The organism is Parabacteroides sp. AF19-14, assembly GCF_003635485.1.
Taxonomy (GTDB): Bacteria; Bacteroidota; Bacteroidia; order Bacteroidales; family Tannerellaceae; genus Parabacteroides; species Parabacteroides distasonis.
This window is the reverse complement of record NZ_QTMJ01000017.1, coordinates 67480-81980: the sequence shown is the minus strand read 5'-3', so window position 1 is coordinate 81980 and position 14501 is coordinate 67480. Positions and strand designations below refer to the sequence as shown.

Here is a 14501-nt window from a genome sequence, read left to right as displayed (position 1 = left end):
ATATTCTCACGAACGAGATAGCTCTTTTCTTTATTTAACTAAATAACCAAGCTTTTCCTCTGAAAAGCCATGTTGTTAAATTCGATTAATTATAGGCCAAATGTATAATTATTGGAGAAATAGAGTTTTTATGGGCAGACACAAAAAAAAGCGTGAAGCTGCCGTTATATTGTTATAGGCTTGTCAGGTATCCCCATACCTTTGTCAACTATAACAAACGACAGCTCACGCCATTATTGTATATTTGAGATAATACAACAGCGTGAGCATGAAGTTTGTTATTCTAGTTGACTTTGCTTTTAGGGATGTTTGACAATGCCTAGAATAACACTCGATGCTCTAATACATAATATGTCGCCATGCTTTTCAGCTAACGCTATAGCCACATGACGATGCAAATATAACTATATATTTTGTAAATCAATGTTTTTATTGGCGAATTATTAACAGATATGCAAGTGCATACTACTCGTTCTTATGCTTTCTCTTTAGCTATCAGCCCATCGAAATACCTCCGCAGCAACCATGCCATGGCTTGCTGTCGCACCATCGTCAGCCGATAGTCCTCGCTGATGGGCAGGTGACCCGGTGGTCTCCAATGGGCGAAGAGGCTCATGGCGTGGCGTTTCTCCTCGGGGGTATCGTGTATCAATCCCCGCTCTTGCAAGGACTGATTGAAATGGGTCGGGTAAAGAGAATTTCTTACCCGGCTCGGATAGTCTTCTTATTTCTCAATGATTAACGATGAATTGCTCTTTTTGCAAGATCGAATTCGAATTATGAATCGTAACAAAGTACATTCCATTCGCCAGAGAAGATATATCTATGGAATTGTATCTATTTAGTAATCCAGACTTACATTTTGTTCCATTAATAGAGTATATTTCATAAGAGTCTTGCGACTTACTTAATAGATTGTTAGTTTCTTGATTCTCTAAATTGATATTTAGTATAGATGAATTGTCATTCATGATGCTATAGGTGTTTTTTAGATATAGGCGGAATGTCTGCGTTAAAGTGGAGCCATCAGCTTTAGCTGTAATGACAATAGGCGATGTGCTACTTGAATTTGCTAACACAGAGGCTGTTGTAGATGATGAAGAATAAAAATTACCGGGATTTCCACTGCTGCAATTCCATTTGTACACTATATTCGTTGGGAATTTGATTGATATATTTACAGGTGAATTTAAGGGAATAGTCCAGTTGATAGTTTCCATACCGGAATAATTAAATGTCTCTCCACGTTCTACTGCAATCGTTCCGCTCGTAGTTCTTGCTCTCATCCCATTTAGGGCTAAAAAATGAGAGAGTAAATCCGAAGAATAGTGTTGTGGATCTTCATTTTTCTTATCATGAGTCCTTGCGTAATCATATGCTTCATGAGCTGTTGTAAAAGCGTCTTGGTTAACATCTCCTACCATATATCCAGAAGAAGCTTTCTTCGTGACAGCCTCCGTCCAATAGTAAACGAATTCATCGTAACGGCCGTCACTCATGGAAGAAGATGGCTGATCTTTAGTGGAAGCCGTTGATATGGAAACCTTTGGATTATTTTTAAAATAAGAGATAAAACCGCCACTGAAACATTGTCCCATTACGATATTGATCGCTTTGGCATTAATGGCATTCACCCAAGGAGCGAAAGTTGATGCATACAAATTCTCATCGTTCCATAATGTTAAACTAGAGTTCCCGGAAGAGTCATAATTTCCGTGATCTATTGTGAAAATAAAAAGATAGTCGTTGGAGGTAAGCCTCGACGCAAGATTGCTAAAAGTAGTCTTGATATTATTGCTTGTCGCCGCAAATTGTATATCGTTTGTTCCATTTCCGTCTAAATCTAACGGCGAAGAATCGCCAGTGCTTCTATCGATGTTGCTGCTCGTTCCATCTGACATTATAACGGTAATATGGGCAGGGTCATAATTATACGTATAAAGCAATGTCTGATAAATAGAAGAGCAATCGTTCCAATATCTCGGGTAATTGACAGAGGGATTTCCTCCTCCACTAATTATTACTGCATATTTGTTGCTATCATATGTTGCCTTTGTTTGAAGGAGCTGAGGCCTTGCCATAGGCTTGATAAAAACAGACTCATCAAATGTAACTACGCTAGACTTTATTTTATCCATATCAGCCAATGATGGTTTAGTAGGGTAGAAATTACTCTCTATTATATCTACTTCACCATTGTTACTTCCGATAAACATATAGTTACAAGAGTGTCCCCAATTGGATAAAGGATACTTATTTATGAAAAACATCCAAGAGCCATAATCCGGGGATTCTATACTTTTATCACCAATCTCAATGACTGTGTTGGCTGGTAATATCTGCTTGGATACAAATATTTCAGTGGAATCTAATGTAGTCGAATCAATGCCACTAATAACTATATTATAAGCTTCGAGTTTAGTTATGGATTTATTTGCGCTGTTTATGGCTCCTATAGATAGTAGAAGCACATAAATGATGATAAAATACATTTTTTTCATAATGTCGTAATTTAATTTAGATTAATTGTTTGTGTTAGATCTCTTGTGAAATCAAATTTAAAAGAGGCATATTCACTATTCTCTTGCATGATCACACAATCATAAGACTGCCCTTCTTGAAGGTTGCTGATTTCATATGTTAATTGTCTTCCACAAAGACAATTAGCATCATCGCCAATTGGCGTGAATTTAATTATGATTACTTTTTCATTATAACTGATACTCGACTCTATTTTTTCCAGAGCGCAATTCAGTTGGACATGGTACATGTCCACTCTTAGAGTGTTTGTGTTAACTGCACTGATTTCTACATAAGCGGTCTCTTCTTGCGCCTTGGTCAAGTTTTTCCCCGTGGCGCATTCCGAGTAGGAACCATTTTTTAGGTACACGCTGTTTTCCTTATCGTTACAACTTATAAGGATCATAGCGATTATTGCCATGAATTGCAAAATAATGATTTTCATAAATAGAATGTTAATTTAATATCTTTATTATTAGAAATAGAAAACCATACGCTTTACTAAAAAGTAGAAGTTGGTTTGGCTAGTTTAGATTCAGTCTTACATTTTATAGAAACATGAAGGCTGTTAGAGCATGACTTGTAATTTTATTTTATCTTTTTTCCAAAGATATGATTTAATTATTATTTATTGGCTTGAAAAAGTATTATATTTATGATTTTGCATTAAATTAACAATGTGTATGTTTTATTTCTTAATCTCCAAAGGAGATGGTTCGTTTTGCTTTCTCTTCTGTTATCGGCCCATCGAAATACCTCCGCAGCAACCACGCCATCGCCTGCTGTCGCACCATCGTCAGCCGATAGTCCCGCTGATGGGCAGGTGACCCGGTGGTCGCCAATAGGCGAAGAGGCTCATGGCGTGGCGTTTCTCCTCGGGGGGGGGCGTTGATCAATCTCCGCTCTTGCAGGGATTGGTAGACATGGGCGGGGTAGAGACGTTCCTGTGGGTAACCGGCCTTGTATTGCTGGAATACCTTGCGGAGGAAGGCAAGCTCACGCTCTTTCTTGTAGGCCGTGATATAATAGCCATTGGCATAGATGTCACAAAGCAGGGCAATATATAATGAAAAGCGTCAGATCCGTATTTGCGCTTTATTTGACGGATTTTACGGTTGCTTAGTAAATCCGTGTCGAGCGGGAAATAATCCGGCTCCTTTTTAATAGGTCGTGCCATTACTCCTTCTTTTCCGGGTATCCTTGAATCAGAAGAATTCTACAATAAGCAGAAAATGAGGTTTTGTTTGCAAGGGGTTGAAAATCAGAGTCGTAAAAAACATCGTAATGTTTGCGTTAAAACACGTACATGTTTTTCCGAAAAGTCGTACATGTTTTTGGATATTCACGTACGTGTTTTTCCGGAAATGATATTGATGTAAAATAGGAACATTAAAAAATACAATAACCTTACCTAGTGAGATTCTGTCACAAGAGATATTCTGGGCATTTTATGGTTAGATCGATTTGGGTGCGGTTTTCCTATTGGTATCCGAGGACGATGTGGATTTTGGATATTTTCTATTATCTTTGTCACTTGAAAGTGTATTATCAATTCAAAATGTAAATAATATCATGAGAAAATTATTGTTAGCCTTTTGTGCGTTCGCAACGATTTGTAGCGCCGGGGCGCAGTGGAAGCCCGCCGGAGACAAGATCAAGACGGACTGGGCTGAGAAAGTAGATCCCCGGAATGTATTGCCAGAATATCCACGCCCCGGGATGGAACGTGCGGATTGGCAGAATTTGAACGGCGAGTGGGAATACGCTATCCTTCCGAAAGGACAGGTGGAGCCGACGAGTTTCGATGGGAATATCTTGGTGCCGTTCGCCGTGGAATCCTCCTTGTCCGGCGTGCAAAAAGAAGTGGGGGAGAAGAATGAGTTGTGGTATAAACGAACCTTTACGGTGCCCTCCTCATGGAAAGGAAAAGATATCTTGTTGAACTTCGGCGCCGTGGATTGGAAAGCGGACGTATTCGTGAATGATATCTTGATCGGCTCCCACACGGGAGGCTTTACCCCGTTTTCCTTGAATATCACTCCCTATCTGAATGGCAAAAGTACGCATAAGCTGGTGGTGCGTGTATGGGACCCGAGCGATAAAGGCTACCAGCCCCGTGGAAAGCAAGTGGCCAACCCGGAGGGAATCTGGTATACGCCGGTCACCGGAATCTGGCAGACCGTATGGTTGGAGCCGGTCGCTTCCTCGCATATCACCTCTATCAAGGCGATCCCGAATATCGATAATGGCGTGATGAGCGTGACGGTCGGGGCTTGTTCCGACTCCCCGGTGTCGGACATCGTGGAGGTCAGCTTGCTCGATAAGGGGCAGGTGGTTGCTACCGCCAAGGGCGTACAAGGGACAGAATTACGCTTGGCCGTGCAAAATCCTACGTTGTGGGAACCTTCCAATCCTTATTTATATGATATGAAGGTGAGCTTGTCGAAGAATGGCAAGAAGGTGGACGAGGTGAAATCGTACACCGCCTTCCGTAAGATATCCGCCGAGCGTGACGCCAACGGCATCATGCGTATGCGCTTGAACAACAAGAACCTGTTCCAATACGGCCCGCTGGATCAAGGCTGGTGGCCCGACGGGCTTTACACGGCTCCCACGGACGAGGCGTTGCTGTATGATATCGTGAAGACGAAAGCGTGGGGCTTCAACATGATCCGCAAGCACGTGAAGGTAGAGCCGGCCCGCTGGTACTATCATTGCGATAAGGAAGGTATGTTGGTTTGGCAGGATATGCCTAGCGGCGACATGGGTAACCAATGGGCGCCTCATACGTATAACGGTGGAACCGACAAGGAGCGTACCGAGGAGTCTATCCGTAATTATTACAAGGAGTGGAAGGAGATCATGGACCTGTGCGTCTCGAATCCTAGCGTAGTAGTATGGGTGCCCTTCAACGAGGCTTGGGGCCAGTTCGATACCGAGAAGGCTGCCGAGTGGACAAAAACATACGATCCTTCCCGTCTGGTGAATCCGGCCAGTGGCGGTAATTTCCGTGCGTGCGGCGATATCTTGGATTTGCATAATTACCCGGGCCCGGCGATGTACCTGTTCGATCCGGTGCGTGTGAATGTATTGGGCGAGTATGGTGGTATCGGCTTGGCTGTGGAGAACCATTTGTGGTGGAACAAACGCAACTGGGGCTATGTACAGTTTAAGAATAGCGATGAGGTGACCGCCGAGTACGTGAAGTACGCCAAGGAGTTGAAGGCGATGGTCCCGAAGGGTTTCTCCGCCGCTGTCTACACGCAAACCACGGACGTGGAGGGCGAGGTGAACGGCCTTATGACCTACGACCGTAAAGTGATCAAGATCAATGAGGCCGAGGTGCGCAAGGCGAACCAAGAGGTGATCAAGGCGTTGTCTGAGTAGAAAGCCGAAAAATTAGTAATTTGATTCGATGATAGATCCGGTCCGGGCAGAGAGAGATTCTTTCCCGGATCGGATTGTTTTAACGGAATGAATATGATTCGAAATGTGAGTTCGCGAGACGCCAAGGCGATCGTGGATATATACAATGAATATGTCGTGAATAGCGTGGCTACGTTCGAGACGGAACCTTTGCGGGTGGAGGAGATGGAGGGCCGCATAGCCGGGATCTCGGCGAGCTATCCTTATCTGGTATACGTAGATCATGATGAGGTCGTGGGATATTGCTATGCCCACGCATGGAAAGAAAAGGCAGCTTATAAATATACGCTTGAGACCACCGTTTATTTATCCCCGAGATACAAGGGCAAGGGGATCGGCCGGCAGCTTATGGAAAGGCTGATCGAGGAATGTCGGGCAGGCGGCTACCACGCCTTGATTGCCTGCATTACCGAGGGGAATGAGGCTAGCTGCTCGCTGCATGAGAAGCTGGGGTTCAGAAAAGTATCCCACTTCGAGAAAGTAGGGCTGAAATTCGGGCGGTGGCTGGACGTGGTAGATTATGAATTGATAATTAAGCCTAACGAGAGGTAACTTTCGAATCTCAATTTTCAATTCTCAATTAATATACCTATCTTCGCGATAAACAAAATGTAAAGAATGAAATACAATACAGAAGGAAAAAGATTGACTTTGCCCGAATACGGACGCAATATCCAAAATATGGTAGACTATTGCGTGACTATCCAAGACCGGGAAGAGCGTAAGCGTTGCGCCAACACGATTATCAACATCATGGGAAACATGTTCCCGCACTTGCGTGACGTAAATGACTTTAAGCATATCCTCTGGGATCATCTGGCGATCATGGCCGATTTTAAGCTCGATATAGACTATCCGTACGAGATCATCAAGAAGGAGAACCTGTATAGCCGTCCGCCTCGTATCCCGTACAACAATAACCGTATACGCTACCGCCATTACGGAAAGACCTTGGAGCTGATGATCCGCAAGGCCACGGAGCTGCAACCCGGTATGGAGAAAGACCAGCTCGTGCGGTTGCTGGCAAACCAGATGAAGAAATCGTTCCTTACTTGGAACAAGGAAAGCGTGGACGACCGTAAGATCTTCAAGGATCTGGACGAGCTGTCTAGCGGCAAGATCGTATTGAGCGAGGAGGAACACAAATTGGCCGAGAGCCGTGATATCTTGGCCCGTAATAACAGTGGCGGCAACAAAAGGAACTTTACGCGTAAAGGCAGATGAGCTCGTTCGTTATAGAAGGTGGTTATCGCTTGTCCGGCGAGATCGTTCCGCAAGGCGCCAAGAATGAGGCGTTGGAGGTGATCTGCGCGACATTGCTAACACCGGAGAAGGTGACCATACACAATGTGCCTGATATCTTGGACGTGAATAACTTAATCCAGCTCCTTAGGGATATGAGGGTCAAGGTGGAGCATCCGTCCGCCGATACCTATACCTTTCAGGCGGACGACGTGGACATGGAGTATTTGAGTACTGAGGAGTTCCTGCGCAAGAGTGGTAGCCTGCGGGGTTCCGTGATGATCGTAGGCCCGTTGGTAGCCCGCTTCGGCAGGGCGCTGATCCCGAAACCGGGTGGCGACAAGATCGGGCGACGCCGGCTGGATACGCACTTCGTGGGAATCCAGAAGCTGGGCGCTTGCTTTAGCTACGACGCCGGGCGGCAAGTATACGAGATAGAGGCACGCCAGTTGAAAGGCGCTTATATGCTGCTCGACGAGGCTTCCGTGACCGGAACGGCGAATATCTTGATGGCTGCCGTGCTGGCCGAGGGGGTGACGACGATCTATAACGCCGCCTGCGAGCCTTACCTGCAACAACTTTCCACGATGCTGAACCGCATGGGAGCGAGAATCTCAGGTGTCGGTTCTAACCTATTGACGATAGAAGGTGTACGGTCGCTTTCCGGCACGGAGCATACCATCCTCCCCGATATGATCGAGGTGGGTAGCTTTATCGGTATGGCAGCTATGACCGGATCGGAGATCACCATCAAGAATACAGGATATGATAAGCTGGGGATCATCCCGGACGCTTTTCGCCGCTTGGGTATTATCGTGGAGCAGCGAGGCGATGATATTTATATCCCCCGGCATGATTCCTACGAGATCGATACGTTTATCGATGGGTCTATCATGACCATCGCCGACGCTCCTTGGCCGGGGCTTACGCCGGACTTGCTGAGCGTATTTCTCGTCGTGGCTACGCAATCTGTGGGGAGCGTGCTGATCCACCAGAAAATGTTTGAGAGCCGTTTGTTCTTTGTGGACAAGCTAATCGATATGGGAGCCCAGATCATCCTTTGCGACCCGCACCGGGCTACGGTGATCGGGCTGGGTAACCGCTTCAAGCTACGGGGCTCTACGATGGTATCCCCGGATATTCGCGCGGGTATCGCCTTGCTGATCGCCGCTATGAGCGCCGAGGGTACCAGCACGATCCATAATATAGACCAGATCGACCGGGGATATCAAGGGATCGATAAGCGATTGAACCAGATCGGGGCACGTATCACGAGGATTTAAAGATTTTAGGCGATGATTAGAGAAGGAGAGGTTTTCAAGATCGGGCAGTTTGCCAAGCCCCATGGTATCAAGGGGGAGTTGTCGTTGGTGACGAACAGCGATGTGCTGGAAGATGCCGAGGACCCGTACATTGTTTGCGAGATGGATGGTATCTTGGTACCGTTCTTCGTGGAGGATTTCCGCTATAAGACCGATACGGTGGTCTTGGTGAAACTGGAGGACGTGAATTCCGAGGAGGATGCTCGCATGTTTGTGGGCAAGGAGGTGTTTTATCCTTTGGACGCCGTGGACGAGGAGGATCTCGTGGGGGATATGACGTGGGACAGTTTTATCGGTTATACCGTGACGGACGTACAGAAAGGCTATTTAGGAGAGATAACAGACGTGGATGAGACGACAATCAACGTCCTTCTGCGTGTCGATCATAAAGGCGAGGAGCTGTTGATCCCCGCCGTGGAGGAGTTGATCACTGAGGCCGACCATGAGGCCCGTAGTCTCACGGTGTCTTTGCCGGAGGGACTTATAGAATTGATAATTGATAATTGAAGATTAGGGGTTGAAAAAGAAGAATACGAAATCGTTTTGGCACCGGATCCGGTTTAAATATAAACTTTCCTTCATCAATGAGGGGACGTTGGAGGAGGTGTGGTCTTTCCGGCTTTCGCAGTTATCGGCGTTTGTCACTTTGGCGGTGTTCGCCTTTTTCTTGATCGCCGTTACCGCCTTTATCATCATCAAGACACCGATTCGCAACTACTTGCCGGGCTATCTCGACGTGGAGGTTCGCAAGGAGATTATGCAGAATGCCTTGCGGGCGGATTCGTTGGAGCGTATGATGGAGATCCAGTCCCTTTATCTGAATAATGTGGCCGGAATCCTTTCCGGTACGATGCCCTTGGACTCGATCCGTCAGATAGATTCTTTGGCTAGCAACGATATTAACTATGAGATTCCTCGTAGCAAGGAAGAGACTCGCTTCGTGAAAGATTACGAGGAAGAGGAGAAATATAATTTATCGGTATTGACCGACCCGGGCAAGGTACCGACCGAGGGGGTCTTTTTCTATAAGCCCGTGAATGGCGTGGTCACCTCTCATTATGAGACGGATGTCCATCATTATGGCGTGGATCTGGCCGCGGCCCCGAAGGAGAGTGTCTTGGCTACGTTGGATGGTACGGTGATCTATACCGGTTTCGATCCGAACCACGGAAACGTAATTCAAATACAACATAAGAACGGATTCATCTCGGTTTATAAGCACAACGAATTGTTGCTGAAAGAGGTGGGAGACCATGTGGTAGCCGGTGAGGCGATCGCTCTGGTCGGGAATACGGGAGAGTTGTCTACCGGGCCGCACCTGCATTTCGAGTTGTGGTATAAGGGCAATCCGGTGAATCCGGAAGAATATATAGCTTTTTGATAATCCATGAAAAAAAGACAGTTAGCGATATTAGGCTCGACCGGTTCCATCGGAACCCAAGCCTTGGAGGTAGTGAGCGAGCATTCCGATCTTTTCGAGGTGTATGCCTTGACCGCGAATAACCAAGTGGACTTATTGATCAATCAGGCCCGGAAATATATGCCGGAGGTGGTGGTGATCGCCAATGAGCGGAAATATCCCGAGCTGAAAGAGGCCTTGGAAGACCTGCCGATCAAGGTATGGGCGGGTGCCGACGCTATCGCCCAGATGGTGCAGTCGGAGCCGATCGATATGGTGCTGACGGCGATGGTGGGCTATTCCGGCTTGCGACCGACGATCTCGGCGATCAAGGCGGGAAAGGCGATCGCCTTGGCGAATAAGGAGACATTGGTCGTGGCCGGCGAGCTGATCATGAAGCTGGCCGCCGAGCATAAGGTGCCTATCTTGCCGGTGGACTCGGAACATTCGGCCATTTTTCAATGTTTAACAGGTGCGTACGATAATCCGATCGAGAAGATCTTGCTGACGGCTTCCGGTGGTCCGTTCCGGCGGAAGACGCTGGAGGAGCTGGCTACCGTGACGAAGGCGCAGGCCTTGAGGCATCCGAACTGGACGATGGGGGCGAAGATCACGATAGACTCGGCCTCGATGATGAACAAGGGCTTCGAGATGATCGAGGCGAAATGGTTGTTCGATGTCACGCCGGATCAGGTACAGGTGGTGGTGCACCCGCAGTCGGTGATCCACTCGATGGTGCAGTTTGAGGATGGCGCCGTGATCGCCCAGCTGGGAATTCCCGACATGAAATTGCCGATCGCCTACGCTTTCTCGTTCCCGACACGTATGAGGAGCATGGCGCCCCGTCTGGATTTCAACCAATATTCGACCTTGACGTTCGAGGAGCCGGATATGGAACGTTTCCGCAACTTGGCTTTCGCTTTCGAGGCGGCCCGCCAAGGAGGGAATATGCCCTGTATCTTGAATGCCGCCAATGAGGTGGTGGTGGCCGCCTTCCTGCAAGATCGTATCGGCTTCTTGCAAATGAGCGACGTGATTGAGCAGACCATGCGGAAAGCCTCGTTTATCGTCAATCCCTCGTATGAGGATTACGTGGCTACCGACACCGAGGCTAGGCGGTTGGCGGCCGAGTTATTTTGAAATAATTTAAAACAGAACAAACAATAGTAGATGGAAACTTTTTTGATTAAGGCGTTACAGCTTATCTTGAGCTTATCGATACTGGTGATTGTCCACGAGTTCGGGCATTTTATCTTTGCCCGGATTTTCAAGGTGCGGGTAGAGAAGTTCTACCTCTTCTTCGATCCGTGGTTCTCGCTATTCAAGTACAAGCCGAAAAACAGTGACACGGAATACGGCGTAGGCTGGCTTCCGTTGGGAGGATATTGTAAGATCTCCGGTATGATCGACGAGAGTATGGACAAGGAGGCGATGGCCCAGCCGCCCAAGCCTTACGAGTTCCGCTCCAAGCCGGCCGGACAGCGTTTGATGATTATGGTAGCGGGCGTGGTGTTCAACTTCTTGCTGGCTTTGTTTATTTATTCCATGATCTTGTTTACGTGGGGCGATACGTACTTGCCTTTGAAGAACATGAAGATGGGTATGAATTATAGCGAGACGTTCCAGAACGTCGGTTTTCAGGACGGTGATATCTTGCTGAGAGCGGACAATGAGGAGTTGGAGCGTTTCGGTAGCGACAGTTTCCGCAAGGTGGTGGAGGCAAAGACCGTGACGGTGCTCCGTGACGGGCGGGAGACCGTGATCTCCATACCGGAGGATATGATGCAACGTTGCATGCGTGACGGAAAAGGCTTCGCCGATCCTTTGCGTATCCCGATGGTTGTTCGTGAGCTTCCCGACAAGAATGCCCCGGCGGCTCTCGCTGGCATGCTGCCGAAGGATAGCGTGGTGGCTATTAACGGTGTGGCTACCCCGACGTTTTATGATGCCTCCGGGTTATTGTTAGAGAATAAGGGCGAAGAGGTGACAGTAGATTTCTACCGGAACGGCCAGTTGGAGTCGTTGACCATGAGGACGGACTCGGCCGGGAAAATTGGCGTAGCGGTGATGTTGCCTACGGATCTCTATCAGACCGTGACCCGCGAATACGGCTTTTTCGAGTCGTTCCCCGCCGGTATTAAATTAGGTATTAATACCTTGAAGGGATATGTGAACGACATGAAATATGTGTTTACGAAGGAAGGTGCCTCCAGTTTGGGCGGTTTCGGTACGATCGGCGGATTGTTCCCGTCTGTCTGGGATTGGCGGATTTTCTGGGAACGTACGGCTTTTCTATCTATCATCTTGGCGTTCATGAATATCTTGCCGATTCCGGCCTTGGATGGCGGACACGTGATGTTCTTGATCTATGAGGTAGTGGCCCGTCGCAAACCGAGCGATAAATTCCTAGAGTATGCCCAAATGGCAGGTATGTTTATCCTGTTCGCTTTATTGATCTATGCGAATGGAAATGACATCTTCCGCTTCTTCTTCAAGTAACGTATGTCTCTACAACTAGATACAAAAAACCTCCCGGATCACTTTTCTATGTGATCCGGGAGGTTTTTTTGTATGAATAAAGTCCTCTTTCTTATTTCAGGATGTCGTTGATAGAAGCGAGGATCTTCTTGGAGTTCTCGTCTTTCGGGTCGAGTTCGACAGCCTTTGTCAAATATTCTTTCGCTTGCTTGAAGTCTTTGTCGGCTTTCGCTTTCTCGGCGTTGTATTTATCCGGCTCGGAAGTAGCGATCGGGGTAGCGGCCTGTAATATCTTCGCTCCGTTGCCATACAGCATGGCGCCAAGGCTGTAGTAAGCGTTGCTCTGGTAATCCTTGTTCGATACGGCTAGGACCTCTTTGTACATTTTCTCGGCACCGGCCAGATCTCCCTTCTTTTGGGCGGCTTGTCCTTGTTTGATGCAGTAACCGTAAAGCAACTTTTCCAGATTGGTCTTATTCTTGTTTCCATCGGGAATCACTTTTAATCCCTCTTTTACCGTAGTCAGGAATTCTTCAGTTTTGTTTAAGTTACGGTAAGCCATAGCCTCGCCTACATAAGAGTCGTCTACGTTGTAGTTCATCTTAACGGCCATGTCGAAGTATTTGGCGGCCTCGGCGTAGTTCTTCGCTTGATTAGCGGCGTATCCGCAATTGAAGATACGGGCGGTGTCTTGGTAATTGTTTTGTTTCAAGTATTCGCCGTATTTTGTTACGACGGTAGCGTAATCTTTTGCTTTCAAAGCAGCGTCACCTTCATCTCTTAATTTGTCAGCGTCTTGTGCGAATAGGTTTCCGACACATAGGCATAAAGCCACTAATAAAACAATTTTCTTCATGGTAATTATTAAATTTAATTGATTTTGTGCTCTAAGTTAAGGTGTGCGGGAAAAGGAGCCAAGATATTTTACGTTTTTTAGAAAACAATAAAAATAGAAAACATAAAAAAGGGATTGCCGCAAGCAATCCCTACTAATGAAAGATTCTTTGGAACTTATGCTTTGAGTGAAGGAAAAGCCTCAGCCACGGCGGGGTAGACAATCTTTCCTTCCACGATGTTTAATCCCAGTTCTAGGCCCGGATCTTCCTCGCAGGCTTTTTCCCAACCTCTGTCGGCAAGCTTGATCACGTACGGCAGGGTAGCGTTGGTCAAGGCTAATGTGGAAGTCTGCGGGACCGCTCCCGGAATGTTGGCTACGCAGTAATGGAGGATATCGTCTATCTCATAAACCGGATTGGCGTGCGTAGTCGGGTGGGAGGCCTCGAAGCAACCGCCTTGATCGATGGCTACATCTACCAATACGCTGCCCGGTTTTAATAACTTCAACATATCCCGGGTGATCAGGTGCGGGGCCTTGGCTCCGGGGATTAATACGGCGCCGATCACTAAATCGGTAGTGGGTAATTCCTGTTCGATCGTATGCGTGGAAGAGAACAACGTCTTCACGTTTTTCGGCATCGTCTCGGACAGATAGCGTAAGCGGGGAAGCGAGATGTCGGCGATCGTGACATCGGCGCCTAGCCCGGCGGCCATCAAGGCGGCGTTGTGGCCTACCACACCACCGCCTAAAACCAATACCTTACCCGGTTTCACGCCCGGCACGCCACCTAGCAATACGCCTTTGCCACCTTGCGGTTTCTCAAGGAAACGAGCGCCTTCCTGTACGGACATGCGTCCGGCCACCTCACTCATAGGAATCAAAAGGGGTAACGTATGATCTGGGTTCTCCACGGTCTCGTAAGCCAGACAGATGGAGCCGCTCTTTATCATGGCAAGGGTGAGAGCCTCGTCGGATGCGAAATGGAAGTAGGTGAAGACAAGCTGTCCTTTGCGTACCAAGGGATATTCGCTGGCGATCGGTTCTTTTACTTTTACGATCATCTCGGCAATTCCATATACATCCTCAATGGACGGGAGTATCCGGGCCCCTGCCGCCACATAGGCATCATCGGCGAAACCACTGTTTATACCAGCCGTGTGTTGTACATACACGGTATGACCTCTTTTCACCAACTCTTTGGCTCCGGCGGGAGTAAGAGCTACCCTGTTCTCGTTGTTTTTGATTTCTTTTGGAATTCCAATAATCATAATGGTAG

The 14501-nt window shown here is 47.4% G+C and carries 13 protein-coding genes; 8 read left to right on the top strand and 5 right to left on the bottom strand.

Annotated features, from left to right (window positions below; translation table 11 throughout):
- Positions 1–731: 731 nt before the first annotated feature.
- The 3 genes from DWX33_RS16195 to DWX33_RS22920 form a co-directional block, all read right to left on the bottom strand.
- Positions 732–2501, bottom strand: coding sequence for a C13 family peptidase (locus tag DWX33_RS16195; protein WP_122380674.1), 1770 nt, complete (start codon positions 2499–2501; stop codon positions 732–734).
- Between the two features lie 11 nt (positions 2502–2512).
- On the bottom strand, positions 2513–2965 hold the full coding sequence (locus DWX33_RS16190) for a hypothetical protein (RefSeq protein ID WP_005865306.1): 453 nt from the start codon (positions 2963–2965) through the stop codon (positions 2513–2515).
- A 447-nt stretch (positions 2966–3412) separates the two neighbouring features.
- Positions 3413–3697, bottom strand: coding sequence for a hypothetical protein (locus DWX33_RS22920; RefSeq protein ID WP_229040523.1), 285 nt, complete (start codon positions 3695–3697; stop codon positions 3413–3415).
- A gap of 395 nt (positions 3698–4092) precedes the next feature.
- Between DWX33_RS22920 and DWX33_RS16180 the strand changes: the two genes are divergently transcribed.
- From DWX33_RS16180 to rseP, 8 genes are all read left to right on the top strand, one after another.
- Positions 4093–5907, top strand: coding sequence for a glycoside hydrolase family 2 protein (locus tag DWX33_RS16180; protein WP_122380673.1), 1815 nt, complete (start codon positions 4093–4095; stop codon positions 5905–5907).
- A gap of 93 nt (positions 5908–6000) precedes the next feature.
- Entirely contained in the window at positions 6001–6498 is a 498-nt protein-coding gene (locus DWX33_RS16175; protein WP_122115022.1) for a GNAT family N-acetyltransferase, read from the top strand.
- Between the two features lie 66 nt (positions 6499–6564).
- The gene (locus DWX33_RS16170) at positions 6565–7170 is read left to right on the top strand and encodes a DUF4290 domain-containing protein (protein WP_005855584.1); all 606 of its coding nucleotides are present in this window, start codon (positions 6565–6567) and stop codon (positions 7168–7170) included.
- A complete protein-coding gene (murA, locus tag DWX33_RS16165) occupies positions 7167–8471 on the top strand; it encodes a UDP-N-acetylglucosamine 1-carboxyvinyltransferase (protein ID WP_121962395.1) in 1305 nt (434 codons plus the stop codon). The genes DWX33_RS16170 and murA overlap by 4 nt, the downstream gene beginning before the upstream one ends.
- A gap of 12 nt (positions 8472–8483) precedes the next feature.
- Positions 8484–9017 (top strand): ribosome maturation factor RimM, encoded by a 534-nt coding sequence (gene rimM / locus DWX33_RS16160; RefSeq protein ID WP_022193134.1) that lies wholly within the window; start codon positions 8484–8486, stop codon positions 9015–9017.
- A 10-nt stretch (positions 9018–9027) separates the two neighbouring features.
- Positions 9028–9891, top strand: coding sequence for a M23 family metallopeptidase (locus tag DWX33_RS16155; protein ID WP_122378967.1), 864 nt, complete (start codon positions 9028–9030; stop codon positions 9889–9891).
- A 6-nt stretch (positions 9892–9897) separates the two neighbouring features.
- Positions 9898–11049, top strand: coding sequence for a 1-deoxy-D-xylulose-5-phosphate reductoisomerase (locus DWX33_RS16150; RefSeq protein ID WP_022193136.1), 1152 nt, complete (start codon positions 9898–9900; stop codon positions 11047–11049).
- 30 nt (positions 11050–11079) lie between these two features.
- Positions 11080–12408, top strand: a complete 1329-nt coding sequence (gene rseP / locus DWX33_RS16145; protein ID WP_005865319.1) for an RIP metalloprotease RseP — start codon at positions 11080–11082, stop codon at positions 12406–12408.
- Between the two features lie 91 nt (positions 12409–12499).
- On the opposite strand, the gene DWX33_RS16140 is transcribed toward rseP, so the two are convergent.
- Positions 12500–13243, bottom strand: coding sequence for a lipopolysaccharide assembly protein LapB (locus DWX33_RS16140; protein WP_005855602.1), 744 nt, complete (start codon positions 13241–13243; stop codon positions 12500–12502).
- A 155-nt stretch (positions 13244–13398) separates the two neighbouring features.
- Positions 13399–14493: an alanine dehydrogenase gene (gene ald, locus DWX33_RS16135; RefSeq protein WP_122380672.1), complete on the bottom strand. Its 1095-nt coding sequence runs from the start codon at positions 14491–14493 to the stop codon at positions 13399–13401.
- Positions 14494–14501: the final 8 nt, after the last annotated feature.

What these genes read in the sequence shown, in the direction of transcription:
- DWX33_RS16195 (WP_122380674.1), bottom strand. Translation starts at nt 2,501, where the DNA reads ATGAAAAAAATGTATTTTATCATCATTTATGTGCTTCTACTATCTATA.
- DWX33_RS16190 (WP_005865306.1), bottom strand. Translation starts at nt 2,965, where the DNA reads ATGAAAATCATTATTTTGCAATTCATGGCAATAATCGCTATGATCCTT.
- DWX33_RS22920 (WP_229040523.1), bottom strand. Translation starts at nt 3,697, where the DNA reads ATGGCACGACCTATTAAAAAGGAGCCGGATTATTTCCCGCTCGACACG.
- DWX33_RS16180 (WP_122380673.1), top strand. Translation starts at nt 4,093, where the DNA reads ATGAGAAAATTATTGTTAGCCTTTTGTGCGTTCGCAACGATTTGTAGC.
- DWX33_RS16175 (WP_122115022.1), top strand. Translation starts at nt 6,001, where the DNA reads ATGATTCGAAATGTGAGTTCGCGAGACGCCAAGGCGATCGTGGATATA.
- DWX33_RS16170 (WP_005855584.1), top strand. Translation starts at nt 6,565, where the DNA reads ATGAAATACAATACAGAAGGAAAAAGATTGACTTTGCCCGAATACGGA.
- murA (WP_121962395.1), top strand. Translation starts at nt 7,167, where the DNA reads ATGAGCTCGTTCGTTATAGAAGGTGGTTATCGCTTGTCCGGCGAGATC.
- rimM (WP_022193134.1), top strand. Translation starts at nt 8,484, where the DNA reads ATGATTAGAGAAGGAGAGGTTTTCAAGATCGGGCAGTTTGCCAAGCCC.
- DWX33_RS16150 (WP_022193136.1), top strand. Translation starts at nt 9,898, where the DNA reads ATGAAAAAAAGACAGTTAGCGATATTAGGCTCGACCGGTTCCATCGGA.
- rseP (WP_005865319.1), top strand. Translation starts at nt 11,080, where the DNA reads ATGGAAACTTTTTTGATTAAGGCGTTACAGCTTATCTTGAGCTTATCG.
- DWX33_RS16140 (WP_005855602.1), bottom strand. Translation starts at nt 13,243, where the DNA reads ATGAAGAAAATTGTTTTATTAGTGGCTTTATGCCTATGTGTCGGAAAC.
- ald (WP_122380672.1), bottom strand. Translation starts at nt 14,493, where the DNA reads ATGATTATTGGAATTCCAAAAGAAATCAAAAACAACGAGAACAGGGTA.